This window comes from Rossellomorea pakistanensis, assembly GCF_016908495.1.
Taxonomy (GTDB): domain Bacteria; phylum Bacillota; class Bacilli; order Bacillales; family Bacillaceae_B; genus Rossellomorea; species Rossellomorea pakistanensis.
On sequence record NZ_JAFBDZ010000001.1, the window covers coordinates 103343 to 128565 of the forward strand.

Below are 25223 nucleotides of genomic sequence, written 5' to 3' on the forward strand. Positions count from 1 at the left end.
ATAAAGGAGGAACCATGGTGACGGAAAGAAAGACAACCAATATTATTCTATTCAGTGGAGATTATGATAAAGCAATGGCCGCTTACATTATTGCAAATGGAGCAGCAGCCTATGATCATGATGTAACCATCTTCCATACCTTTTGGGGATTAAATGCACTAAGAAAAGAAGAGATAGTGCCTGTAAAGAAGGGGCTAATGGAAAGAATGTTTGCCAAAATAATGCCAAGAGGGGCAGATAAAATGGGATTATCCAATATGAATTTTCTAGGAATAGGTCCTAAAATGATTAAAAATGTAATGAAAAAGCACAATGCTATGCCGCTACCTGATCTTATATCCATGGCACAAGAGCAGGAGGTCAATCTAGTTGCCTGTACCATGACAATGGACCTTCTTGGCCTGCAAAAAGAAGAGTTACTAGAAAATGTTGAGTATGCAGGGGTAGCCGCTTATTTAGCTGACGCTGAGAATGGCCATGTAAATTTATTTATCTAAAAATATACCCTATACTGTATATGGAGGTTTTACCATGAATCAAATTAACACAGATGTTGTATTAGATGCAAAAGGATTAGCTTGTCCAATGCCAATTGTACGAACGAAAAAAGCGATGAATCATCTTGACGCTGGACAAGTGATCGAAGTTCATGCGACAGACAAAGGCTCAAAAGCCGATCTACAAGCATGGGCAAAAAGCTCAGGACATGAGTATCTTGGAACAATAGAGGATGAGGATGTTTTAAAACATTTTATTCGTAAAGCAAGCAATGATGAAGCAAAGGAAAGAAAGCATGGTGACGTTATTTCAAATGAAGAATTAGTCAGGAAGTTAGCTGATCCAGATTCAGTCGTCATTGATGTCCGTGAATCAGCTGAATATGCGTTTCGCCATATACCAGGGGCTGTATCGATTCCACTTGGTGAATTAGAATTTCGGTATTCAGAGGTAGATAAGAACAAGAATATCTTTGTTGTATGCCGAACAGGTAACCGCAGTGATATCGCTGCACAAATGCTCACAGATAAAGGATTTCCAAACGTGACGAATGTTGTTCCTGGAATGAGTCAGTGGAATGGTGAGGTAGAATCCAATATAAAATAAATTTTTTTGAAAGTAAATATACTGCAGGGGGTATTAAGGGATGACTATAAAACCAATGACAACAAAAGAAATTGCTCAGAAAGTAATCAATCAAGAGAAAATGTTTATTTTAGATGTACGGAATGAAGAAGCATTTCAAGAGTGGAAAATCGAAGGAAAAAGCTTCTCTTATCTAAATGTCCCTTATTTTGATTTATTAGAGGGAGTGGAAGAAATTCTTTCTGATCTGCCACTAGATAAAGAGATTTTAGTCGTATGCGCAAAAGAAGGCTCTTCCGTTCTGGTTGCTGAAATGCTAGCAGAAAAAGGATTGGACGTTTCCTATCTGCAAGGAGGAATGAAAGCATGGAGTGAGCACTTAGAACCAGTGAAAGTGGCAGATACTCCAAATGGTGGGGAGCTATACCAATTCATTCGACTAGGAAAAGGATGTTTATCCTATATGATTTTATCAGAAGGGGAAGCAGCAATCATCGATGCAACTCGTATGACAGATGTGTTTGTTAATTTTGCTAAAGAAAAAAACGTGAAAATTACTCACATTTTTGATACTCATTTACATGCAGACCATATTTCGGGTGGCCGGAAGATTGCTGAACAAACAGATGCCACTTATTGGCTGCCTCCAAAGGATGCTGAGGAAGTAACATTCGATTATGCAAGGCTTGAGGATGGGGGCATTGTGAAAATTGGTGTAACAAAGATTGATATTTCAGCTTTATACTCCCCTGGGCATACAATTGGATCAACATCTTTAATCATTGAAGAGAAATATTTATTGTCGGGAGATATCCTATTTATCGATTCGATTGGGCGACCGGATCTTGCTGGAAAAGCAGAAGACTGGGTAGGGGACTTACGCGAATCTTTATATGGACGCTACAAAGATTTAGCAGAAGACGTACTTGTATTGCCTGCCCATTTTATGAACATTGAAGAATTAAATGAGGATGGCTCTGTTGCTGAAAAGCTAGGAACACTTTTTTTGAAAAATCACGGCTTAAAAATCACAGATGAAAGAGAATTTAGAAAAATGGTCACTGAGAATCTGCCACCACAACCGAATGCCTATCAAGAAATTCGTAAAACCAATATGGGGAAGATGTCTCCAGATGAAGAACAACAACGTGAAATGGAAATCGGTCCAAATCGCTGTGCTATTCGATCAAAATGAAAAATAGAGGCTAAATATTTAAATGGTCAGTCTCTATACCTTTAAAGGAGGGATTAAGAATGGATTTTGCTTTTATTCTTACAATTTTCCTCATTGGCTTTATCGGTTCCTATATTTCTGGAATGGTTGGAATCGGTGGGAGTATCATTAAATACCCTATGCTTCTTTATATTCCACCCCTTTTAGGAGTCGCAGCATTTACGGCTCATGAAGTATCCGGTATTAGTGCTGTTCAAGTATTTTTTGCTACTCTTGGTGGAGTGTGGGCTTATCGAAAAGGGGGTTACTTAAATAAAACGTTAATACTCTATATGGGGATTAGCATTTTAATGGGCAGCTTTATTGGAGGATATGGGTCTAAGTTTATGTCTGAAGGAGGGATTAATCTTGTTTATGGGATTTTAGCCCTCGTTGCTGCTATTATGATGTTTATTCCGAAAAAAGGGTTAGATGAGATCCCGTTAGAACAGGTACGTTTTAATAAAGGGCTTGCAGCGATTCTTTCTCTTATTGTTGGAGTTGGAGCCGGTATTGTTGGGGCAGCAGGGGCATTCCTGCTTGTCCCAATTATGCTTGTTGTTTTAAAAATTCCAACCAGAATGACCATTGCTTCCTCCCTTGCTATTACCTTGATTTCCTCTATTGGGACAACAATCGGGAAAATCGCTACAGGGCAAGTAGACTATATTCCTGCACTTATAATGGTGATAGCGAGTTTAATGGCTGCTCCACTAGGGGCTCAAGCTGGGAAGAAAATGAACACAAAGCTACTTCAATGGATTTTGGCTGTCTTAATTTTAGGAACAGCGATTAAGATATGGATCGATTTATTGTAGGATTTTAGAGAGTATGAAGTACCTTCTATTATTCTGATTGATAAAAAATAGCTGCCAATGACTGGTGGCTATTTTTTATATTCCTAAAAGAAAGCCTTTTTTAGAATTTAGTTGACGAAGTCAACTAATAAGGATATGCTAATAATATCTTGAAATTTCTAACTATTAAGAGGGGGAAATTACCTATGGAAACGATTCAGTTTATCGAAAAAATCCGTAAATTCAACAGATATTATGCAAATGTCCTTGGGAAGATAGATCAACAAATTTATCATCAGCCTTTCCCGTTAACAGAGGCACGGGTTATTACTGAAATCAATAATAAAAATGGTTGTACGGCAACAGAAGCTAGAGAAAACCTTGGCATCGACCGAGGTTATATGAGTAGGATGATTCAAAAGTTTGAGGACGAGGGAATTATTTATAAAAAGCAATCTGAAGAAGACAAACGACAATACTTACTCTATCTCACAGATCATGGAAAAGAAATTTATCAGGATCTTGTCAATAATTCAAGACGAGAAGTCGGAAACATGATTAAAGCTTTATCGAATCGGGATCTCTCTAAGCTAACATCATCAATGGAGCAGATTGAATCCATTTTTTCTATCGAAAATCCTTCCCCATCAACTGTATCGATTCGGTCGTTTCAGCCAGGGGATGTTGGTTTCGTTGCACATCTTCATGGACGTTTATACGATGAGACATATAAATTTGGACCAATGTTCGAATATTACGTCATGAAGGGGCTAACAGAATTTATGATGAATACGGACGGTGGACAGCTATGGGTTGCAGAAGTGAATGGCGAAATCGTCGGTTCGATTGCGATTACAAAATATAATGAGAAAACAGCGCAGCTTAGATGGTTTGTGTTGGATGAAGAGTACCAGGGAATGGGTTTAGGAAAAAGGCTTATGGAGACGGCTATTCATTTCTGTAAAGAACAGGGCTACCAGCATGTTTTTTTATGGACAGTCAGCATCTTAAACAAAGCGCGCCATCTTTATCAAAAATATCATTTTACATTAACAGAGGAAAAACCAAATCAAGAATGGACCGAAGCCGAAATAATGGAAGAACGATGGGATCTAGATCTTTCTAGTTACTATTAACTTTTAATTCAAAGACATTTAGATAATTCATTACAAGTGTTTAAGGGGGATGGAGACAATTCGTAGATTGAGGAGCCACTTTGGAAAATATAACAATTTAAACGCAAACGTCAAATTGGAATGTCAACACTAAATTAGACGAGTTTTGTAACAAATAATAGCATCTACGATTATCAAAAGGTAGTTTTTTGATAATGTTGTTTTTTAACAGCATAAATGTCAGTTTTATAGAATCTTATTTATGCCTGAAATAACAGATAGTCAATGAGTGCTCTTTTAACTTGTTCAGCAATCGGGCCATATAACGGAATAACCCATTGCCTAAAATATGAATATTTGAAATAATTGGGTATTACTTAAAAGGACATGATTGCTGAACTGCATAGTGAACGAAGAGGGAGTTTTTATGTGGTGGGAGTATTAAGGGGATACAGTAATTGCTGTATCAACGTTGACTGCAATTTTGATTTTGATTTCTATTCATTTTGTGAGAACAAAAAGTAAAAGATGGTTAACTATTCCCTTATCTATCTCAATAATCGGGTATATTTCTTTCGTTTTGGGTATTGTCTTTATCAGAGGATGGATTGGGATGGGATTTATAGTCATGGCGTAATTATAATGGTTATTGGTCTCCTTTATTACCTTGGAGTCGGAGTATATAAAAAGATTAGGTACAAATGAATAATGTGTCGTGCATATTCCGTTAATGGGGAAGAGTTGAAGGTTGGATTGATTGTCTTCAGCTTTTCCTTTATTCAAGTAATGGAGCAGGTTTGTTCAATAAGAAATCACAAAAGCAAGAGCATTTACTATAAAATAAGATTTGACGTATTAATGTCTAATAAAAAAGTAATGCAAAAAATTGAGATGATGCACATTAGTATTATTACACGACAAAAATAAAAATATATGGAGGTTAGCAATGTTTATAATATTTGGGGTTATTGCAATAGTAGCAACTTTTATAAATCTTTATATGTATAAAGCAGGAAAGGATTATAAGCTTGCTATGGCGATAGGACTATCATTTACAGCATTAACACTTTGTTCAGAATATAGTCTTGTATCTCGGTGGGTAAAAGTGGAAGATTGGTCAGCTTTAGGGGATGTAGTACCTGGTATGGAGAGGGCATTATGGTTTTTGACAATTGTTTCTATCTTACTAAATATTGCACCTATACTTTTAGAACTAAAAGGTAAGAAATAATTACTTATTGTCACATCATTTATATAAATGCAATTAATGTGTAAGTCTTTATGTATAACTAACGGGTGCTTTTCTTAAATAAATTAAAAGATAACGATCTTCAATAATCGGGCGCATTTCTTGAATAAGAGATGCGCTTTCTTCCTGTAAAGGGCCATTTTGTGGAGGATTGCAGGGTATTGTTTCAGAAGAATCGAAGTTGAAAATATACGGAGGATTTTAAACTAAATTTAGCAGTTTAGTGAAAGAATTGCAGTTTAAAGAATGTTACTGTTTAGTCATTAAGAAGGAGTTGGTTTTAGGTGTTTTTATCTAACCCTCGATAAAAAAGGAATATATAAACATTTTCGGTAGGATATGTGATAAAATTTTCGTGTATTTATTTTGAAAAGGAATAGGAGGGTATTGTATGAGAAGAAAATTCACCAAATTAGGAATTTCTATTGTAGCATTGTTTACAATCATGTGGAGCTCTAATATAGTTGCTTCTGCTGCAACGAATTATGGGCCATACTGGTTTGCAACGGGCGACGGTCAATGGGATGGAAAGTTTACAGCTCGTAGTGGTAATAATGTGAGGGTTTATATTAACGATTGGGGGGGGACTACCGATTGGGTGAAAGTACGTTTGTGTAGAATTGGTGGAGGTTGTACTATATATAAAGCCATTGACCTAGGTGAAGAAAATACGACGACATTTACGAATATGTATCCAGGAACGTATTATGGGGATGTGGCAAAAGTCCATAACCCAAGAAGGCAAATTAAGGGGAAAATTTCTTTTAGAGTGTATTGATAACATATTTTGAATAAGGGGTCCTACCAGTTCTACCAACAAAAATCGGAAACATACGTTATCTCTTAAAAACCGAAGTTAACATTTTATTTGCATAAAACACCCCTTTTTTATGCAGAAGTCAGGCTTTTTCAGAGGCTAAAAACATTGATAAACCAACAATGCATAAACGATAAATCTCAGACATGTTGAAACCCCTTTGCGCCCAAGGGGTTTTGTATTTATGAATTTCCGAAAATTAGCATTATGTTAACTAGATTTGCATATTGTATTCATTTTTTCCTTAGAATATCTTGTTCAATTAAAGGGCCATTTTCTGGAATAAGCTTATCGAACTAAGCAAGTTTAATTTACTAAAAAATTATAGTAATTTAAAGGCTCTAGATGAAGAACTACTGGAATATTATGATAAACTGAAAATTAAAGGGTAATGAAAGGTCTTGATTGAATTAATGGAAATTAGAAAACCTAACGATTCGGAACTTAAAAAGGTTTTAGAACTTTCTCCACAAGCTGTATTTGATGGTACATTGGGTGAAGTAAAACCTACAAATGAAAAAATCGAACAACTCGTTAAACCACTACTGGAAAAGGGAAGCTATTACTTGATAGCAACAGAATACGATAATTTAATGGGCTGGATTCTTATAGGGGCAAGTAAAGATCAGTTTACTGATAAGACGAATGGATTTATTTATGAACTATTTGTTTTAGAAGAATACAGAGGAAATGGAATTTCTAAACGATTAATGAGAACTGCTATTGACCATTTAAGGCAACATGGATACCACGAAGTTCGTCTTAGTGCTTTTGCAGAGAACCAAGCTATTAAACTGTACAAAGAATTGGGCTTTAATATAAGAACAGTTACTATGAGTTTATCGTTATAATACTTAATTACTTTGAAATATACAACTAAAAAGAGGATCAAGTTCTTTTTATGTTATAGAAATCAAATGTTGCTGATTTAATTTAAGGTGGGGCAGTATATGAATAGCCAATTTTATTTTATAAATGCTTTTACTAAAGAAGAATTTAAGGGAAATCCTGCAGCAATAGTTTTCTTGAGAGAGAAAAGATCAGAAGAGTGGATGAAATCCTTAGCAAAAGAACTCAATCAGCCTATCACAGCTTTTATTTCAATAAAAGCTGAAAATAACAATCAGCTTAGATGGTTCACACCCGCAAAAGAGATTGATTTATGTGGGCATGGTACATTAGGAGCTGCACATATTCTGTGGAGTGAGGGTTTTGCTTCATCAGAGTCAACAATTAACTTTTATACTCAATCAGGACTCCTTCAAACTGAGCTGTCAGAACAACAAATAATTCTAAAGTTTAAAATAAAAGAATCAACTCAAACAGAAGTGACCGATAAATTAAAACGTGTTATTGATTTCCCCATAAAAGGTGCTGCTTGGGCAGAAGATCGGTACATTTTAGAACTGGAAAATCAGGATATGATTCATAAAGTAACGCCTAATTTGGAAGCAATTAGAGAACTAGAGGGTTCGGGTATAATTATTACTAGTCGTGGATCAGATAAGTATGACTTTGTATCAAGGTATTTTGCTCCAAAAATAGGAATTAACGAAGATTACGTTACGGGCTCTGCACACTGCGCATTAGCTTCATATTGGAGTGATCTCTTAAATAAAAAAGAATTTACAGCATATCAAGATTCAGAGCGCGGGGGTGAAATAAAATTAAAGATAAAAGGAGAACAAATTGAGTTAATTGGAGAATGTGTGACTTTACTGAAGGGACATCTATATTACTAATTGATCTTCCGTAATCGGGCGCTTTTCTGGAGTATGAATTGCGCTCTTTCTATATGTATAGAGGGCGAGAGCTGAAGATAAGAATAGTTAATTTATGAAGCATTTTAAATTTTTGAAGACAATGTATATAAGAGTATTTAAAGGAAAAAGATTTTAGGTATTGTAAATTCTGAGTATTTCGAAACTTACTTCTGTATTCCACGTATAAGATATAAAGGGAAAGAGGAGATGAATAGCTTGAAAAGAGCTTTTTTTGTAGGGACTTTAGTCGCCGTTATCTTCTTTATATGTGGATATTTTACTGAATTAGAATTGTTTACTTTAGCTTCTGGTGGGCTTGGACTAGTGAGTCTCTTAATATCAGGATTACTTTCTGGAGTGTTTATAAGTGGTGATCAAATTAGAGCGAACGCAGCTATTGAGAATCGTGATGAAGGAAAGAAGAGAAAAAGAGGTATGTATGTCTTTGCATTAATTGGAGCACCTAATTTAATTGTAGCTATTCTGTTGACAATTTTATCTTAAAATAATACATCTGCTATAATCATTATGGTTTGTAGTTTCTGTAAGAAGAAGTTATTGGTTATTCCATAATAGGGGGGCGTTAGTTGAAGAAGCCATCAAAATAAGACTACACATTTTAGATATGTCTAATATGTGTGGTTCTTTTAATATCAGGCATTTCACTCCTCTAACCTAAATATAACCTACGACTGGATTCATTCTTAATCTCCTCCTCTAAATCAACTTGCCAGTAGCCCCAATTTCCTCCTAGTAGTATCATAGCTTAGCTTGTTATACGAGATCTTTGTCCCAACCAGCCTCAAACATGTTTCTACCAGTAGGGGGCGAACGGTTTAACTGACGGGATCCAAGTCCCACGGGCAGGGAGGTTCTACCCTGGCTACTGTTATAATAAGACCATAAAAAATGGTCAACCAGAAAAATCTAACATTCTGGTTAACCTAATAATACGAAAGGGGGCGTTGATCTAAGAAGGATAACGCCTCTTTTTGTTTAATACATAACTATTGGACAGATTTACATACCATACCTTCTTATTAATTTGAATTGGAGTGCTGTATCGTTGGATTGAATCCAACGATAAACCAAATAGCCAAAACAAATTGTTGAAAGGCTATTGGAATGTTTAACATCATGTAGATTGAATCCAGACCAATGAAACGAACCATAAATAATAAGCTTGCCATTATGGATAAGGTAGATCCAAGAACACCCCAAACTGACAACCAAGATGGAATTAGTTTTGATTGGTAAAACGCGAAGTTTAATAAGAGCATTGCCAAAACAAATGTCAGTGTCGTTGCCATATGGTTCACCAAATCTCGCCCTGCTTGTAACAAACCGCCAATGGTCCGAAAATACGATACATCCAGATTTCCAACCTTTACAAATTCCTGGCTTAAGGTCAGTAGCAACAAAAGAATGATCACACCAATAATAATGAACACACCCGAAATAATGCCGAAAGCAACAGATCCAAGAGCAAAAATTTTATTATGCTGACTTAAAATCGGATAAATCATGATAGGAACACCAACATATGCAACAACCATTAACAACTGGAAAAATGACCCTATTAGGACCTGGTTTTTATATGTAAAAGCCTTAGCGATGTAGTCCTCTCCATCTACAACAGGAACAACACTAAATATACCGGCTACTATCCCAGCTAATAACAACATTCCAGTAATTATTGCAGACCTTCTACCTGAATATGTACTCTTCACCTTTTAACCTCCCAATAAATAGCCACTTTGTATAATGATATGACAGAAAAAGGTAAGATAAAACTGACATTTTAATATGATTGGACCAAATGTTAATTTGAAAGGTCATTTGTAAGAATATTGATTAATGGATTGCTGACGTTGTTTAAGTGGTTATTCCATATAAGGGGGCTAGAACACAAGAAGGAGGTGTTTATGATTTGATTTTCAAAATCAAAATTTTCTTTTTATATTTATTATCATTTATTGGGTTCTACTTAGGCTTTATTCTGTTGAGTTCCCTTGCAGATAAGTACAACATCTCATTTTTGTACGTTGTAAATGTAAAAGAGGATGGAGTAGAAATTTTTCCAACGATATATACTTTTTTAATAATGTTTTTCTATATATTAGGTTCTCATAAATTGATTTCTAGGATGAAAGTGAAAGTTTTATAAGAGTAATAAAAAATGTAAAAAACTACACTTAAAGTAACGGGTGCAATAGCTGAAAATCTGTCTGGTGATATTCGGCTTATTCTTTATTCAATTAAAGGGGGCAATAGTGGAAGATTCTAATTAAAGTCTTTTAAGATTATCTTGAATTCGAGTCTTCCACATAAAAGCGTATTTCTTGAATAAGAGATGCGTTTTCTTTATGTAAAGGGCCATTTAATTTTTGTTACGTTGCTGTGAGATTGTGAAGGAATGTACTTAAACTGAAGATGCAGTTTATTTTAATAAAAACAATATCCAAAGAGCATAAGGCTTGTTCGCTTCAGTTTCCTTATCATAGTAGTTTTATATTGTGGTTTATATCATAAGATTTAAGGAATAAATCAAAGAAATTTAGGAGGATAGTTATGAAAGCAATTGTTTGCACAAAATACGGAACACCCGATGTTCTTCAGCTCAAAGAGGTAGAAAAACCTACTCCCAAGGACAATGAGGTACTGGTTAAAGTTCATGCGACAACAGTAACATCAGGGGACTGTAGAATTCGAAGTTTCAATAGTCCTATCTTGGCATGGATCCCTCCTATGCGAATCTTCTTGGGTCTGAAAAAACCGAGAAAATCAATACTGGGGATGGAGTTAGCTGGGGAGATAGAGGAGATAGGGAAGAATATAAAAAAATTTAAAAAAGGCGACCAAGTTTTTGCGATGACGGGGATGAATTTTGGGGCTTATGCCGAGCACGTATGTTTGCCTGAAGACGGGGCAGTGGCAATAAAACCTACCAATATGACCTATGAGGAAGCTGCTGCAGTTTCTTTTGGAGGCACTACCGCCCTGCATTTTCTAAGAAAAGGAAATATCCAGGACGGACAAAAAGTTCTTATCTATGGAGCCTCAGGTTCGGTAGGGACCTCCGCAGTACAGCTTGCCAAATACTTTGGGGCAGAAGTTACTGGGGTATGCAGTGCCGCAAATTTTGAATTGGTGAAATCGCTTGGAGCTGATAAGGTAATTGATTATATAAAAGAGGATTTTACGAAAAGAGAAGAGCGTTATGATATCATCTTTGATGCAGTAGGGAAGAGATCGAAATCAAATTCTAAGAGAGCACTAACTACGAACGGGACATACGTGTCAGTTGAAGGACAGGGGATAGCAAAGCAACGTACTGAAGATTTATTGTTCCTCAAAGAGCTTATTGAAAAGTTGAAGATAAAATCGGTAATTGATAAACGCTATCCACTAGAACAAATTCCAGAGGCTCATAGATATGTAGAAAAAGGACACAAAAAGGGAAATGTAGTAATAACTTTGGTTGATAATGACAAAACCTAACAAGGTTTTGCACTTGACCGTTGTTCGCGTGCCTGGTCGTTATGTGTTTAATAATGTATAATTGTGAAGTTTTGTACTTAAACTTTCGGGTAGTATTTCCTATAATAACGATATTCCGTAAACGGGCGCATTTCTTGAATAAGGAAATGTGCCTTTCTGCATGAAAAGGGCCATATTCTTGAATAAATCATTTTAGTTCTTAGGAAAACTAAAATGAGGTGATAATTATTAAAAAATTTGCGGTCTTGCTTATGGTTGGAATGCTATTAGTAATTTCTAATAGAACAGTAAATGCAAAAACAGAAACAATAAATGAAGCCGATACGGAATTATGCGAAACGGTTAAAATGGCACTTATAAGTAGCCTAAGAGAACCAGTAGATAAAGCAATTGTTGAAATCTACAAAGACGACGAAAATGCACCTGAAGGTCTTACTTGGGCTTCATATGATACAGAAATCCTTAAAATAAAACAGTTATATGGAGTTGGTGGATTATATGAGATGACGCTTAAAGTATACCCTTACTATCGTGCTCATATGGGTTATGGGGAAGATGAAGTCGTGATAAATACAAGAGGGAAACTCATAAGTTATAAACACTTGAAAACATATCCTCGAACTTCAACTAAAGGGAGCAAGAATTGAACAACGATGGACTGTTTTTAGCAGTCCATTTTTCTTGGTCTTTAATCAGTTATAAGGCAGGATAGTTAACCAGTATATTGAAATTTTTGGTATAATTACACCGTTGGAAAATGGAGAAATTAGGGGGATGATTTTATGAAAAGAATTCCGTTGATATTTATTTTATTTAGTATGTTATTTGTTATGGCAGCTTGTACATCGGATGAAACAGTTAAAAAAGAAATTGTTTTACCTGAAGATATTCCTGATTTTGTTCAAGTAAGTGATTTTAAAACAATCGATTGGGAAAAGAAAGCAGTTGAGTTTGGTGATAGAGATATTATTGGAAATGAAAATAAATCAGGTGTTATTGGTGTAAATATGCCAAGTTTAGAAGTTCAAAAGTGGATGTGGCATCTTTGGGGAGTTGAAGACCTAGAAAACAAGAAATTAACGGTTGTTGGTTTTCATAAAGAAACAGAAACTGTCCATCAGATTTTAATAGATAGTTGGACTAAGGGACTTGGTGGACCAAACAATGGTGCAGATGCACATATGCCATCTAATGTAAAAATACCAGAGTCGGGAGAGTGGGCAATATTACTTTATACCGATGATACATTATTCGATATATTGGTTTATGAAATAATTGAATAGGTTTACAAGATACTTCTTCTTCAACTAAACCAGCTAATAGTTAAGCTCAAGTGTTATTCCATAAAAGGGCGCTTAAATGTAATAAGAACAACTCCATTATTAATTGATGAGGTTTTATCTTCCTTAATTCTTTTTTACTTAAACACTACATACTCAAAATACTTTTAAACTTAATAATCAACAAACAGGTTATATCTTGAATAAGGAAGAAAAAATAATTCACCTTGAAATGTAAAAGTTATGTTATAAAAAGAGAAACTTATTAGAAAAAAAAAAGGTAAATTATCTATTAAGATGATATGTTAAAGCAGGGCTATTTTTTTAACAAAGGTAGGAGATTTCGGTGTCAATTAAATATGCTCACACAAACATTGTTGCAAAAGATTGGCGTAGATTGTCTGATTTTTATGTTAATGTTTTTGATTGTAAGCCTGTATTTCCCGAAAGAGATCTTTCAGGCAAATGGATAGAAAAAGTAACTAATATAGACAATGTTAGTATTAAAGGCATCCATCTAACCTTACCTGGTTACGATGCAGGACCAACTTTAGAGATTTTTCAATATTATCCAGAAAACCCTGAGAGGCATCAATCAAATATTAGTTATCAAGGGTTTGGGCATATTGCATTTGTAGTGGATAATGTTGAAGAAGTTTTGAATAAGTTAATCGAATGCGGTGGAAAGAAATATGGAGCTTTAGAAAAAAAAGAGTACGAGTCCCTTGGAGTATTAACAGTTGTTTATGCAGAAGATCCCGAAGGGAATATTGTAGAGATACAGAATTGGAAAAAATAAATAGTGTACTTTCCATTATTTACTCTACAATCAGGGGCTTTAATGAAATAAGAACAACACCCCATCATTAATTTGATAGGGCGTTTAATTTTCCTTATTTCTTTTCTTAGCTTGAAACACTACAAACTCAAAATACTATAAACTTAATATTCCACAAACGTGCCATTTAATCTAATAAGAGGATGCATAAAATACTACTTTTTTATGCATTCGTCAGGCTTCTTCGGTAGCTGAAAACGTTGATTCTTCAATGATGTATAAAATCATTCATTGATGATAAAAAAAGAGAAAACGCCAAACCGTTGATAGAGAAGGGGTTGGCGTTTTTGCAAACTTCATTTAGCGTTTGTGGTTATGCAAAAAATATTTGAAATTAACTTGCTATTCCTTATTACGGGTGGTGACAGCTTCGCTGGTACTCCCCCAATTTAGTTATCCGTATAATGCATTTTTTCTAGCTCTTTAATCTGGTTCATAACATATTGTGAAAGAGATGAGTAATCTGAAATGTCTAGATGACAAAAATTAATTTGTGGTCCAATCACAATCTTTATGGGTGTTCGAAAACCTTTTTTTACCCCAATAATTACAATTGGAAGAATTGGGGTATTCGTTTTACGTGCTATAAAAGCTACTCCCTTTTTAGGTTGAACAATTTCTCCATTTTTACACCTTTTTCCCTCCGGAAAAATACCAAAAACTTCTCCATTGTTAATAACTTTTAAACCTTGGCGTACAGGACGTATGACGATTCCACTATGGCGATCAACTGGAATCATATTAATGGAAGTAAAAAACCACTTTAAAAAACGATTATGAAATAATTCGGCTTTTGCCATAAAATGAATTTTTCGTTTTATCACACAAGATAATAGTATGGGGTCATAATTGCTTACATGGTTAGCAGCTATAATCAATGCGCTATGAGTGGGAACGTGTTCCAACCCGGTGATTTTAATACGGAATTTTAAATGTATAATTAATCTTGCGGCAGGTTTTAGTAAAGAATAAAGCATTCCATTTGCACTTCCAAGAGATTTTTTATTAATTTATAGTATGGTTTTGCTTAGGTTAAATTATAAGTGGTAATATTCACAAGAGTGTGGATGCACCTATCGGGCATTTAAATATGCCTTTGATATGGTGCTTTTTTATTTGGAAAGGAGACTTGTAATAATCTATTATGTATTTAAATGCGATTTGTCACGATAAGCCCAACTGCTCCATTTCCTGATTTACAAAATGTTAATAAATCTATGGAAGATATTACAACATTTGCAAAACAATCTGTAGATATTGCTCAACGGGTAGACGCTTCTACAGATAACCAAACTAATGGGTTCATGATGTTAAAAATCGCACCAATAATGGGAGCGGCTGCACTCGTACTAATCCAATTTTTACTTATTAAAAATTAACCAGCTCAGTATATAGCTGAACTTAAACTAAAAGGGTGCTTTTATTCATGTTAGTAATTTCTAACATGTTAATGTAGATATGATCTTGTCAATCGGGCGCTTTAATAGAATAACAACACCCCATCATAAATTGACGGGGTGTTTTAATCTTCCTTATTTCTTTTCTTGAAAACTTCATATCCAAATGCTATTAAACTTATTCTTCAACAAACGGGCCAGATTGTTGAAGAATGGATATAGATTTAAGACACAGATAGAACAATAGCAATCCAGAAGAAGTCTCTTCAAAAGTAATCTGATATAGTTGAAATGAGTATGAAAGTTTATGAGATGTGACAAGTAAAAGGCCGGAGAATATACCGGTTTTAAAAAAGGAGGGATAAATAATGAAAACAACGCAATCAAAAGACGGCACAACGTTAGCTTATGATGTCTTTGGTAAAGGCCCTGCACTAATATTTATAACAGGAGCCACTTGTTTTCGCTCATTTGAACCGGTCGTGCATGATGCCAAAGTATTTGCAGAACAATTTACCGTCTACAATTATGATCGACGCGGGCGTGGTGACAGCGGTAATACACTACCGTACACAATTGAACGAGAACTAGAAGACATTGAAGCAATGATTGACGCAGCTGGTGGTACGGCTTATGTTTATGGTCATTCATCGGGTGCCATTCTTGGGCTTGAAGCTGCCATGCGGCTAGGCGGCAAAGTGAGAAAGCTGGTTATGTATGACCCAGCCTATGCAAATGATGATGCAAATCAAAAAGAATTCAAAGAGTTGAGTCAAGGCTTATATAAACTTCTCTATAGCGGTAAGAATGACGAAGCGATAAGCATCTTCTTGGAAGGGATAGGCATACCTAAAGAAGTGATTACCGGTATGCGGCAATCACCACAATGGGAGACTATGGTGGCACTCGCACCAACACTTGCATACGACACTACGTTAGCCATGGATCTACCACCTATTGCACGAGCTTCCCAACTAACTACACCAGCGCAGATTATTGTTGGCGAAGAAAGTCCTTCTTCTATACACGAGGTCGCGTACCAGCTGAGCGAAGGAATTCCAAACTCAGATTTCAGTATGCTTGAGGGACAGGATCATATGCCTAACCCTGAAGTGGTGTTGACAATATTCTCGAAGTTTCTAAAACAGTAGCTTGCCCGGCATTATGAAAATGTGTCTCCGGGAATGCCTTGAAAGACAATTTAAGCATTCTAATGTAGATTATGATTAGAAACATTAAGCACTTATTAAAGAATAGGGCGCATTAAAGTAATCCTAACAACATCCCATCATTAATTTGTTGTGGTGTTTAATCTATCTTATTTCTTTGTTTGGCTTGAACACTACCTACACAAAACCTTTTAAACTTAATATTGAACAAACGGGCCAGATTCTTGAGTACTATATAGTGGGAAGTCAGAATTTTGAAATAATTGTTATTAAGTTAACGGCCTGGTTATTTACTTTCAGGATAAATGTTATATGTTGGTATAAGTCTTGGAGATGCACTAGAAACGGAGCCAGCACGATCAGGGATTATTTAAACACTTCTTACTCGAAAATTTATTGAAAAAGAATCATGTTTTTGTCTCAAAAAAATAGGAGAAATTCTTTTCACCAAATAATAAGCTTATAAGTGTATTGAATCATCTTATTAGGAGGGATATTTTTGAAAGGTAATATTAACAAGCTTGTCTTTGCATTTTTTATTTGCTTAACAGCCGTGGTTACTGTTGCTACTCCATCATCGGCTGATTATGACTATGGAGGTATCTATGGTTGGTATAATTTCAAAACAGGGGATGGATTATGGGACGGAAGCATGACAGCAAGAAGCGGAGATAATGTAGACGTAACAATCATGTGGGAAACAAGCGATAAGTTAAAAGTTAGATTATGTAGTGCAGCAACAGGTAATTGTACTGCTTATAGATACCTTACAAGAGGTGGTTTATATTATGAACAAACAGTGACGTTCACTAATATGGTAGCAGGAAGTTATTATGGAGATGTTGTGAATGCTACAAGCTCAAGAAGAGTGAATGGTAAGATTCGGTTTTTAACCTTTCGTTAAATTTTCCTCAATCTTGACAATGTATTTTTATATTCAAATCTTCGCGAAAAGGGCGCTAGTATTTAATAGGCTGCTACGGCAGTCTTTTTCTTGTTATACTAATTTGAAAGACTCATATAATGAGGATGAAATGCTATTTGAGGTTCAATGGAATGCATTAAACTACTTAAAGGTAATTGGCTTAGAGTTGTGTCATTGCTGTTTTTTATGTTTACTTACAGGAGTTTAAGAAAGAAATTTCTTTATATCTTTATTAATTGTTTTAAGGATAAGAGGCGGATGTCCGGGTTTTATAAGAGATATAAAATTTTAAAACCTTCCTTTATTAGTGTAGAATAGGCGGAAGGTTTTGAAGATTATTTGTGTTTTTAATACATACATTTAGTTCATTCATATCGTTAACAGCTGCATAAAAGACATCCTTTACATCGAAAATATCTTTACTTTCTAACTTCTCATAAAGCCATGATTCATTTAAATTCCTTGAGTATAGGACTTTTTCATAAATCTCCCCTTCAATAACAACTGGTATATCAATTCCCTTATTAAAAACATTCGGCTGAGGTAGAATATGTTCGACGCGTGCAACTTCCTTTTCAGGGTACAATTTAACAGATAAACTCCCATTCGCTTCAACTATAGCTAATTCGACATCTTTTACATTAAAAATTTGTTGTTCTCTTAACATTTGTAAAATGGTATCAATCGGATACTGTATTTTTTTCATTTTGTTCACTAAAAATTGTCCTTGATAAATAACCATTGTAGGTTCAAATGTTAACAAACGGCCAATTTTTCGATATTTGATTTTCCAAGTTGCAATTAATTTCTGTAGTAAAGCTATTGCAATAATGGCAATCGCTGTATATAAATGATTAATCTTTGGGTCTGCAATATCAGCACCCACTACAGCTCCCAAAGTTAAAATGACTAAAAAATCAAACACCGGCAATTCACCTATGGAGCGTTTTCCCATATAAAGTGTTGCAAATAGTGCTAGTGGCAAAATGGTGACAATTCGCCCTAAAATTTTTAATATTTGTAATGCATCTTCCATAATATCACCTCATATAGGAAACTTTACATTTTAATATGACACAGATATTTATTAATTATTTACATGACAATGGAAATTTAATAAAGCTGTAGAAAAACCTTTCCCTACATCTTCATTTTTTTCATATTTTTTCTCCAATATTTTATAAATCTAAAGGTGGGATATTGAAAAAGTGAAATAAAGCTCTAAGTTATTCTGTTATAGAGCGCTTTAATGGAATAAGGAACAACCCCCCATCATTAAGTTGATGGGGGGTCTTTTCATATTCACCAGGGGTGCACCAAGGTGTCATCAATGGTATGAAATGAGCTATAAAATAAGTGCTCGCGAATTCCATCAGATGGGTAAAGGAAGGGGCTTAAATATCTCCCGGTTGAATAAAACTCAAGTTTCGTTTTGTTAGTTTCTCTTTATTTCGGTACTCTGTATCTAGACGGTAAATCTGTTGACCGCGGCAAGACTTTATCGGTTTCCAAATGGAGTAAGGATTATTGAGCAAGAATCTTGGTAGTATAACTCAAGGAGAGGAGAAGATCACAAGAAAGTATCTTTAATAGTTAATTAATTTTTGTCTGTATTTTTATTAATCAATATTAAAAGGGTCGATTATTTATTTCATGAGAAGATAACACGCTATTTGTAGAGGGCGTACCATATTGCATTGAATCATCAATAAATTCTTCTAAACTCTCTACAGAATACGTTGCTAATTTGACAATATAGCTATTTTCCCCTCTACTCTGTAACACTCAAGTACATCTGGATGGTTGTAGCAAAAATTGGATAATGATTTACAATCCTTTGATTCAAACAATATTAATGCAGAAATTGGACGGTTCATTTTTTTAGTGAAACATGTGCATGGTAACCTTCAATAATTTGTTGCTCTTCTAATTTTCGTACTCGCTCAGTTACGGACGGGGAAGATAAGTGAACAGCTTCTGCTAAATCCTTCATTGAAATTTTGGCATTTGACTGTAATATCCCCACAATGTTTTTATCAATTTGATCCATAAAATATCCAACTCTTTTAATAAATTAGAATAACCTAAATGCTAAATTAATTAAATCTAAACAACCAAATATCCTTTTAAAACTTATTTATAAGTCTTCTATATTTTTATAAAATAAGGTATCGAGAGGGGATTGTTTCCGTCCCCCTTTAAGGTCATCGTAACGGCTTGAAAAATGTAATAAGAAAATGATCTTAGAATTGATCTAAAACTAGATTGAAAAATGCTCACAAACCAGCATATATAAATAAAAAGAATCCATTTTGAAATACTTAATCAAAATGGATTCTTATCAAGCAGTTTTTTTGTTTTGGTTTATAAAAAGGTTTGTTATTTTCTACCTGTGATGTTTTACGATTCCGTCCTATTTCCGAAGGGTGTTTAACTTTATAAAGTGACGAATGACCATAAAATAAATCATCAAGAAATCTACGATACGATCTTCAGCCAACATTGAAAATAAGTCATCCCTTTATTAATTCGTAGCACCTTGCTTATTTTTTAATGCCTTTTCTTGAACAACAGGCCGTTTTATAAATAATGAAACGATCCATGCGAAGGCGACAAGTCCGAATGCAACCAAGAATGCGCTTTTCATACCAGCAATCATCGCTAGAGTTTGTAATAAACCCTCATCTTCCTTAATCAACGTATTTTCTATAAACCGAGAAGAACTATTGGTCATGATGGATACAAGCAATGCTGTCCCGACAGCTCCTGCCACCTGCTGAAGCGTACTGATAATAGCCGTTCCATGCGGATATAATGGAGGGGGCAGTTCGTTCAAAGCGTTGGTCATGACCGGCATCATGACCATAGAAATACCCAACATTAAAAGCGTATTGAAAATCATAATCGTGCTGTAAGAGGTTGATAAGGTAATGAAAGCAAATTGCCACAGCGTAATCGAGATCAATCCTAATCCGATAAGGGCAAGCCACTTGGCACCGAATTTATCAAATAGTCGGCCGGTAATTGGCGACATAATCCCCATGACAATCCCTCCTGGCAACATGACCAAGCCAGCCTCCAACGGACTATAGCCTAAGGCATTCTGAAGGAATATCGGCAGCAACATCATTGCAGAAAACATTGCCATCATGACTATCATCATAATCAACGTCGACATTCTAAAAATGTTGTATTTAAATGTTCTTAAATCTAGCAGCGGTTGTGAAATCGTCAATTGTCTCCAAGTAAAAAGGATTAAGGATACCACACCGATGGCAATTGGAGTTAGGACTTCGTTGCTCGCCCAACTCCCATGTCCTTCACCTGCACTGCTGAATCCGTACACAATTCCCCCGAAACCCAAGGTCGAAAGGAGAAGCGATATTGGATCAATCTTCGGATTAGTCGTCTCTGTCACGTTTTTAAGCTTCATATAGGCAAAGATTATGACAAACAGTGCGATTGGCAGAACGCCGTAGAAGAGAATCCGCCAGCTGAAATGCTCGACAATGATTCCAGATAAAGTGGGTCCAATCGCAGGAGCAAAAGTAATGACAATCCCAATTGTCCCCATTGCCGAACCCCTTTTATCAATAGGAACGATGGAGAAAACTACATTTGTTAGTAAAGGAAAGAGCAGCCCGGTTCCCGCCGCTTGAAGCAGCCTTCCGATTAAAAGAACTTCGATCCCTGGTGAGATGGCTGCTACAAATGTCCCAACCGTAAAAAATCCCATAGCTCCAAGGAATAAGCTTCTTGTTGTAAACCGCTGAATTAAATAAGCGGTGACTGGTATGAGTACACCGATAACAAGGAGATATCCAGTTGTCAACCATTGCGCGGTACTCGGTGCGATTCCGAAGTCATCCATAATTTTTGACAATGCTACATTAAGTAGCGTTTCATTCAAAATGGCTACAAACACACCTAAAATCATAATCATGACCAACAAAAAGTTGCTTCTGCTCCCAAATGTCCCACCGTTTAAATGCGATTCGGTTTGATTTTTCAATTTCTTTCTCCTTTCAATAGGCAAAATGCCTTATTAAAGTATTGTTGTATCTTCGGTAGGAAAGTAACATGATAGGATCATCGTCCTTTCTATGGTTTGGGGGACCATTCTTTCATAGAAGAAAATTCCTTTTTATCCTAACATGAAATAGCTCATGTGATTTCTTATCGATTGCTATATTGATGAATTTGATCGAGAAAATTCTTCATCAACAGGGGCAGGGAAATCAGGATAGGCGGATCGTCTAAACGGGGAGGGTAAAGTATAACTTCCTTCCGTATAACGGAGTAAGAGGGTTCTACGATGATGGGCTCCTTCGATCGTGTACGCAAGGTGTTATGCGGGAGCAAGATATCGGTGGTTTTCATCCCCCAGGAGACCGATGTAGCCATCAAGTAATAAGTTCCGCGTTTGACGTTTGTGAAACAAAAATCCCCTAAAGAAGGAAGTAATGTTCCGTATAGAGGGGGACCTTCAGGAATGGGTTTAGAAAATAAACCAATTAGAATGACACCCTCAAAGGGCAGCTCCGATTTAATAGTCCCTTCAATTTTGGCGTGTTGGAATGCAGCAGGATTTAACGTACGCCAATCGCCAAGTCTTTGTAATGATTGGAAGTGGTCCTCTGCTTGTATCGTCGAATTCCGAAACTGGGACGGCGTCATTCCTACCCGTTCAGAAAATCGGGACGTGAAAGTTCCCAGGCTTTGTTGACCAATCTCCAACCCTACATCGCGTACACTCAAATCAGTCCATATTAACAGTTCTTTTGCTTTTTGTAGTCGGAGCGAAGAGACATAATATAAGGGGGAGAGTCCTATTCTTTCTTTAAACATGCGTGTGAAATGGTACGGACTATAGGCCACATGACCTGCTAAACGAGAAAGCGAAAGAGGTTCATAGATATGTTGATGAATATATTCGATTGCTTCGTCTATTTCTGAATATCGGTCCGTCATGATTTCTTCTCCTTCCAATTAACAGTTCTCTTTTAGCATAATAATGATTGTGCAATTAGGTAAAAGCAGCAATCCGATTCATGATCTGGTCCTTTTTATGAAGGAAATTCAGATTTTCTTGATGTAATATAGGAAACTCCCGGAATTTTTTGAATACCGCCATAATAATCGGTCTAATGATAGTGGATTGTTGTTAGTTTTAAAAAAAATCACATTGTCTTCCTGAGATAAACTCTTTTATCTAGTTGAGTTTGTCTTAAATTCTTTCCATTGTTTTTATATTTGGTCCGATTCTATAATTCTGATCTTCTTTTTTCTATTTTCAACTTCAGGTGTTCTTCTTCGTTTGAATATAAAAACACTCTTATAGACAATATTATCCAAAGGGGTAAAACGGTGCAACTTATAAAAGGGCTGTTTTCTAAAAGATTGTTGTTTTTATAATGTGTATTGAGAAAATGAATTTTTGTAAAAAGATTGATTGGAAAGAGGAAAGTGCGAAACTCCTGCGGAAGCAGCGGGACGGGTGAGACTTAAGCAGGGTAATGCGACGAGGAGGCTCTCCGACCGCCCGCCGAAAGCGAGCATCTTTTGAGAGGAAATCAGCAAACCCTATTCAAGTAGCAACAAATATTACGAAAACAGCTTTTATACATAATGAAGTTTCTAATAAAACAGTCAAACTTAATTTCAAATCCACAAAATGATTTAAATTTTGATAGTAAAAAATGATTTATCATTCTATAAATATCATATGAAGTAACAATAAAAATCATTTGCAATCTATTGACCTGTTAACCCATCAACCCTATAATTGAAATATGTAGAATTTTCAATAATTTCATAGAAAGGAGGCAGGTTACACAATAACAGTAAAATGGCTAACTATGGGTAAAAACGATATGGATACGAGAGTGAGTAGGAATAAAAATGAACTTGGAGGATCGCGACATGATTAAAAGGTTTATCTCATTTATTTTGTTAGTTGTTATGGCTTTAGTGTACCCATCTACTATGATAAAAGCTGAAGAAATTTCAAATGGGAACAGTGATAAGAAACCAATTCTTACATTTCCAGTTATTAGCGATGTACAGCTTACAGTGGATAACGAAAGAGTTCAAAAACTATTTCATGATACCTTAAATGATCTCCATTCAATTAATCCTAATTCAGATGCATTGATTATAAATGGTGATATGATTAATGATGGGAAGAAGGAGAGCTACCAAAAATTTTTAGAAATATTAAATGAGTATCCTCATCCGGAGAAAACCTATTATACTATTGGAAATCATGAATTTTTCAAGAATGATGGAAATGAAGCATCGATTCAAAGATTTTTAGATTTTACAGGGTATGATAAGGTTTACTATAAGAAAATGATTAAAGGATACCCATTTTTCTTTTTAGGTTCAGAGAGTTGGGGTCCTGTTGGCTCACCTACAAAAGACTCTGCTTTCTTAAGTGAAGAGCAATTAAAATGGCTGGAACATTCTCTAAAAATCCATAGTCATTCAAAAAAACCAATGTTCGTTTTCCTACATCAGCCACTGCCTAACACATTTTATGGAACAGATATTGATTATTATAAAAATGCTGTGATTCAGGACCAAGAACTCAAAGCGATCCTCGCTAAGTACCCATCGACTATATTCATTTCAGGTCATATGCATTGGGATCTTCGTTTCCCAAACATGTTTATACAAGATGACTTCACAATGGTTAGTTCTGGGGGCGTAGACCGAATCTGGGGACCAGATGGAAATGGATATGAAACCATAATCGATTCTACTGGCAGTCAAGGCCTATATATAGAGGTTTATAAAAATCGTGTTGAAATTAAAGGTAGGAATTTTGCTAAGAAAGAATGGATAAAAGAGTATCAACATACGGTTTATAACTTAGAGTAAGAGATTGTATGAAATTTAGGGTAGATTAAAAAATATCTCGGTAAAGGAGACGGGTATTTTGATTATTCACTTTTTATAACTTTGGGTTTGAGCTACCTTTTAGGTGGCTCTTTCTTCTTTTAGGAGATCGATGGTGATTAATAAACTTTTAATTAGGTTTACGTTAACTTACATTTTCTTTCTTAAAAAATGTTGATAGCTCTTGTTCGATGATCTTGATTTCTTCTAAGAATAAAGTGCTTTTATTATATCCTATATGAATCCCTATACTTGGCAGCTGTTCCCCGAGTGGGATCATTTTCATTCGGGAAGTAGGGAAATTAGGAAATTGAAAAAGACCTGTTCTAGGTAAAATAATGTAGCCTTTTCCAGAGGTAAGATAAGTAGTCATCACATTAAAATCATCAACAACTTGAAACCTATTAATATTTAATCTACTTAAAATGGAATTCACCAAGTTAGTATTATTAGCTAATATAGGGTTATCGAATAGCAGGTAAGGCTTATCTAACTTATATATATGATCGATATTATTTTGAATAATGGCCGAATCTTCATCAGAACAGATAAGGACCATATCATCTTCTATTAATGGTCGATGATAGAAATTCGTTTTTTGCTCATTATGATAGTAGATTCCTAAGTGAATGCCATCATAATGAATTAATTCTTTTATGATATTCGTTGGTCTTGTTACAAATCTATACTCTAAATGAGGGAAATGATCACTTAGTACAGAAATAATGGCTTTTGTGAAAACTGGGGCAAGCCAAGAGTTAATCCCAATCTTAAAATCTTTATTATTATTTGTAACATCTTTAATAGATGTTTCGTATCCTGATACGTTGAAATCTGTTAGAACGGTAGAGGCATTACTTAATTCTCGAAGTAATTGTATTGCATAAGGCAGAAAGTAATATCCTTGATTAGATAATCTAACTCCCTCCCAGCTTCTTTCCAGTAATGTATAGCCCAAGCTTTCTTCTAATTTTCGAATTCTTGTACTTAGTGTAGGCTGCGTAATATGAAGACTAGCCGCAGCTTTGGATATGCTTTTTTTATGTGCAACGGTTAAAAATGATTCTATGCCTTCTAAATCCATCATAAAACACATCCTTTTGCTAGATTCCTCTATATTACCTTAATTTTAGAGGGTCCTCAATAACATTAAATGACATATAAAAAGTATTTATA

At 35.3% G+C, this 25223-nt stretch carries 24 protein-coding genes and 1 pseudogene; 18 read left to right on the forward strand and 7 right to left on the reverse strand.

Annotated features, from left to right (window positions below; genetic code table 11):
* The first annotated feature begins 14 nt into the window (after window positions 1-14).
* From JOC86_RS00555 to JOC86_RS00600, 10 genes are all read left to right on the forward strand, one after another.
* Entirely contained in the window at window positions 15-497 is a 483-nt protein-coding gene (locus tag JOC86_RS00555; protein WP_205167846.1) for a DsrE/DsrF/DrsH-like family protein, read from the forward strand.
* Between the two features lie 34 nt (window positions 498-531).
* Complete coding sequence (locus JOC86_RS00560; protein WP_205167847.1) at window positions 532-1104, forward strand: sulfurtransferase TusA family protein; 573 nt, start codon at window positions 532-534, stop codon at window positions 1102-1104.
* A gap of 40 nt (window positions 1105-1144) precedes the next feature.
* Window positions 1145-2278, forward strand: a complete 1134-nt coding sequence (locus JOC86_RS00565; protein ID WP_205167848.1) for an MBL fold metallo-hydrolase — start codon at window positions 1145-1147, stop codon at window positions 2276-2278.
* A 59-nt stretch (window positions 2279-2337) separates the two neighbouring features.
* Window positions 2338-3114, forward strand: a complete 777-nt coding sequence (locus tag JOC86_RS00570) for a sulfite exporter TauE/SafE family protein (RefSeq protein ID WP_205167849.1) — start codon at window positions 2338-2340, stop codon at window positions 3112-3114.
* Window positions 3115-3299: 185 nt separating this feature from the next.
* Window positions 3300-4229: a bifunctional helix-turn-helix transcriptional regulator/GNAT family N-acetyltransferase gene (locus JOC86_RS00575; RefSeq protein ID WP_205167850.1), complete on the forward strand. Its 930-nt coding sequence runs from the start codon at window positions 3300-3302 to the stop codon at window positions 4227-4229.
* 925 nt (window positions 4230-5154) lie between these two features.
* Window positions 5155-5439, forward strand: coding sequence for a hypothetical protein (locus tag JOC86_RS00580; RefSeq protein ID WP_205167851.1), 285 nt, complete (start codon window positions 5155-5157; stop codon window positions 5437-5439).
* 409 nt (window positions 5440-5848) lie between these two features.
* Window positions 5849-6235: a hypothetical protein gene (locus JOC86_RS00585; RefSeq protein ID WP_205167852.1), complete on the forward strand. Its 387-nt coding sequence runs from the start codon at window positions 5849-5851 to the stop codon at window positions 6233-6235.
* A 452-nt stretch (window positions 6236-6687) separates the two neighbouring features.
* Window positions 6688-7125: a GNAT family N-acetyltransferase gene (locus tag JOC86_RS00590; RefSeq protein WP_205167853.1), complete on the forward strand. Its 438-nt coding sequence runs from the start codon at window positions 6688-6690 to the stop codon at window positions 7123-7125.
* A gap of 99 nt (window positions 7126-7224) precedes the next feature.
* Window positions 7225-8016 carry a PhzF family phenazine biosynthesis protein gene (locus JOC86_RS00595; protein ID WP_205167854.1) on the forward strand — a complete coding sequence of 264 codons (792 nt, stop codon included), beginning with the start codon at window positions 7225-7227 and terminating at the stop codon, window positions 8014-8016.
* Window positions 8017-8253: 237 nt separating this feature from the next.
* Window positions 8254-8541, forward strand: a complete 288-nt coding sequence (locus JOC86_RS00600; protein WP_205167855.1) for a DUF5316 domain-containing protein — start codon at window positions 8254-8256, stop codon at window positions 8539-8541.
* Window positions 8542-9077: 536 nt separating this feature from the next.
* Here the strand turns inward: JOC86_RS00600 and JOC86_RS00605 are convergent.
* Window positions 9078-9767 (reverse strand): DUF4386 domain-containing protein, encoded by a 690-nt coding sequence (locus JOC86_RS00605; protein WP_338021692.1) that lies wholly within the window; start codon window positions 9765-9767, stop codon window positions 9078-9080.
* Window positions 9768-10608: 841 nt separating this feature from the next.
* Here JOC86_RS00605 and JOC86_RS00610 point away from each other — a divergent pair.
* From JOC86_RS00610 to JOC86_RS00625, 4 genes are all read left to right on the forward strand, one after another.
* Entirely contained in the window at window positions 10609-11538 is a 930-nt protein-coding gene (locus JOC86_RS00610; protein WP_205167856.1) for an NAD(P)-dependent alcohol dehydrogenase, read from the forward strand.
* A gap of 251 nt (window positions 11539-11789) precedes the next feature.
* Window positions 11790-12185 carry a DUF3888 domain-containing protein gene (locus tag JOC86_RS00615; protein ID WP_239587323.1) on the forward strand — a complete coding sequence of 132 codons (396 nt, stop codon included), beginning with the start codon at window positions 11790-11792 and terminating at the stop codon, window positions 12183-12185.
* A 135-nt stretch (window positions 12186-12320) separates the two neighbouring features.
* A complete protein-coding gene (locus JOC86_RS00620) occupies window positions 12321-12821 on the forward strand; it encodes a hypothetical protein (RefSeq protein WP_205167857.1) in 501 nt (166 codons plus the stop codon).
* A gap of 343 nt (window positions 12822-13164) precedes the next feature.
* The gene (locus JOC86_RS00625; protein ID WP_205167858.1) at window positions 13165-13617 is read left to right on the forward strand and encodes a VOC family protein; all 453 of its coding nucleotides are present in this window, start codon (window positions 13165-13167) and stop codon (window positions 13615-13617) included.
* A gap of 428 nt (window positions 13618-14045) precedes the next feature.
* Here the strand turns inward: JOC86_RS00625 and JOC86_RS00630 are convergent, their stop codons facing one another.
* On the reverse strand, window positions 14046-14633 hold the full coding sequence (locus JOC86_RS00630) for a lysophospholipid acyltransferase family protein (RefSeq protein ID WP_205167859.1): 588 nt from the start codon (window positions 14631-14633) through the stop codon (window positions 14046-14048).
* A 177-nt stretch (window positions 14634-14810) separates the two neighbouring features.
* On the opposite strand from JOC86_RS00630, the gene JOC86_RS00635 reads away from it, so the two are divergent.
* The 3 genes from JOC86_RS00635 (at window position 14811) to JOC86_RS00645 (ending at window position 17126) form a co-directional block, all read left to right on the forward strand.
* Entirely contained in the window at window positions 14811-15035 is a 225-nt protein-coding gene (locus JOC86_RS00635; RefSeq protein ID WP_205167860.1) for a hypothetical protein, read from the forward strand.
* Between the two features lie 386 nt (window positions 15036-15421).
* A complete protein-coding gene (locus tag JOC86_RS00640; RefSeq protein WP_205167861.1) occupies window positions 15422-16204 on the forward strand; it encodes an alpha/beta fold hydrolase in 783 nt (260 codons plus the stop codon).
* A gap of 517 nt (window positions 16205-16721) precedes the next feature.
* Window positions 16722-17126, forward strand: a complete 405-nt coding sequence (locus tag JOC86_RS00645) for a hypothetical protein (protein WP_205167862.1) — start codon at window positions 16722-16724, stop codon at window positions 17124-17126.
* 325 nt (window positions 17127-17451) lie between these two features.
* On the opposite strand, the gene JOC86_RS00650 is transcribed toward JOC86_RS00645, so the two are convergent.
* The 4 genes and pseudogenes from JOC86_RS00650 to JOC86_RS00665 form a co-directional block, all read right to left on the reverse strand.
* Window positions 17452-18183 (reverse strand): DUF421 domain-containing protein, encoded by a 732-nt coding sequence (locus JOC86_RS00650; protein ID WP_205167863.1) that lies wholly within the window; start codon window positions 18181-18183, stop codon window positions 17452-17454.
* Window positions 18184-18776: 593 nt separating this feature from the next.
* Window positions 18777-19197: pseudogene (locus tag JOC86_RS00655) on the reverse strand (Lrp/AsnC family transcriptional regulator).
* Between the two features lie 474 nt (window positions 19198-19671).
* Window positions 19672-21159, reverse strand: coding sequence for a DHA2 family efflux MFS transporter permease subunit (locus tag JOC86_RS00660; protein ID WP_239587324.1), 1488 nt, complete (start codon window positions 21157-21159; stop codon window positions 19672-19674).
* Between the two features lie 164 nt (window positions 21160-21323).
* Window positions 21324-22118: a helix-turn-helix domain-containing protein gene (locus tag JOC86_RS00665; RefSeq protein WP_205167864.1), complete on the reverse strand. Its 795-nt coding sequence runs from the start codon at window positions 22116-22118 to the stop codon at window positions 21324-21326.
* A gap of 951 nt (window positions 22119-23069) precedes the next feature.
* On the opposite strand from JOC86_RS00665, the gene JOC86_RS00670 reads away from it, so the two are divergent.
* The gene (locus tag JOC86_RS00670) at window positions 23070-24029 is read left to right on the forward strand and encodes a metallophosphoesterase family protein (protein ID WP_205167865.1); all 960 of its coding nucleotides are present in this window, start codon (window positions 23070-23072) and stop codon (window positions 24027-24029) included.
* A gap of 163 nt (window positions 24030-24192) precedes the next feature.
* Here JOC86_RS00670 and JOC86_RS00675 read toward each other — a convergent pair whose 3' ends face one another.
* A complete protein-coding gene (locus tag JOC86_RS00675) occupies window positions 24193-25134 on the reverse strand; it encodes a LysR family transcriptional regulator (RefSeq protein ID WP_205167866.1) in 942 nt (313 codons plus the stop codon).
* Between the last annotated feature and the right edge of the window lie 89 nt (window positions 25135-25223).

What these genes read in the sequence shown, in the direction of transcription:
- JOC86_RS00620 (WP_205167857.1), top strand. Translation starts at nt 12,321, where the DNA reads ATGAAAAGAATTCCGTTGATATTTATTTTATTTAGTATGTTATTTGTT.
- JOC86_RS00575 (WP_205167850.1), top strand. Translation starts at nt 3,300, where the DNA reads ATGGAAACGATTCAGTTTATCGAAAAAATCCGTAAATTCAACAGATAT.
- JOC86_RS00570 (WP_205167849.1), top strand. Translation starts at nt 2,338, where the DNA reads ATGGATTTTGCTTTTATTCTTACAATTTTCCTCATTGGCTTTATCGGT.
- JOC86_RS00585 (WP_205167852.1), top strand. Translation starts at nt 5,849, where the DNA reads ATGAGAAGAAAATTCACCAAATTAGGAATTTCTATTGTAGCATTGTTT.
- JOC86_RS00675 (WP_205167866.1), bottom strand. Translation starts at nt 25,134, where the DNA reads ATGATGGATTTAGAAGGCATAGAATCATTTTTAACCGTTGCACATAAA.
- JOC86_RS00560 (WP_205167847.1), top strand. Translation starts at nt 532, where the DNA reads ATGAATCAAATTAACACAGATGTTGTATTAGATGCAAAAGGATTAGCT.
- JOC86_RS00635 (WP_205167860.1), top strand. Translation starts at nt 14,811, where the DNA reads ATGCGATTTGTCACGATAAGCCCAACTGCTCCATTTCCTGATTTACAA.
- JOC86_RS00640 (WP_205167861.1), top strand. Translation starts at nt 15,422, where the DNA reads ATGAAAACAACGCAATCAAAAGACGGCACAACGTTAGCTTATGATGTC.
- JOC86_RS00650 (WP_205167863.1), bottom strand. Translation starts at nt 18,183, where the DNA reads ATGGAAGATGCATTACAAATATTAAAAATTTTAGGGCGAATTGTCACC.
- JOC86_RS00665 (WP_205167864.1), bottom strand. Translation starts at nt 22,118, where the DNA reads ATGACGGACCGATATTCAGAAATAGACGAAGCAATCGAATATATTCAT.
- JOC86_RS00580 (WP_205167851.1), top strand. Translation starts at nt 5,155, where the DNA reads ATGTTTATAATATTTGGGGTTATTGCAATAGTAGCAACTTTTATAAAT.
- JOC86_RS00595 (WP_205167854.1), top strand. Translation starts at nt 7,225, where the DNA reads ATGAATAGCCAATTTTATTTTATAAATGCTTTTACTAAAGAAGAATTT.
- JOC86_RS00670 (WP_205167865.1), top strand. Translation starts at nt 23,070, where the DNA reads ATGATTAAAAGGTTTATCTCATTTATTTTGTTAGTTGTTATGGCTTTA.
- JOC86_RS00565 (WP_205167848.1), top strand. Translation starts at nt 1,145, where the DNA reads ATGACTATAAAACCAATGACAACAAAAGAAATTGCTCAGAAAGTAATC.
- JOC86_RS00615 (WP_239587323.1), top strand. Translation starts at nt 11,790, where the DNA reads ATGGTTGGAATGCTATTAGTAATTTCTAATAGAACAGTAAATGCAAAA.
- JOC86_RS00610 (WP_205167856.1), top strand. Translation starts at nt 10,609, where the DNA reads ATGAAAGCAATTGTTTGCACAAAATACGGAACACCCGATGTTCTTCAG.
- JOC86_RS00630 (WP_205167859.1), bottom strand. Translation starts at nt 14,633, where the DNA reads ATGCTTTATTCTTTACTAAAACCTGCCGCAAGATTAATTATACATTTA.
- JOC86_RS00555 (WP_205167846.1), top strand. Translation starts at nt 15, where the DNA reads ATGGTGACGGAAAGAAAGACAACCAATATTATTCTATTCAGTGGAGAT.
- JOC86_RS00590 (WP_205167853.1), top strand. Translation starts at nt 6,688, where the DNA reads ATGGAAATTAGAAAACCTAACGATTCGGAACTTAAAAAGGTTTTAGAA.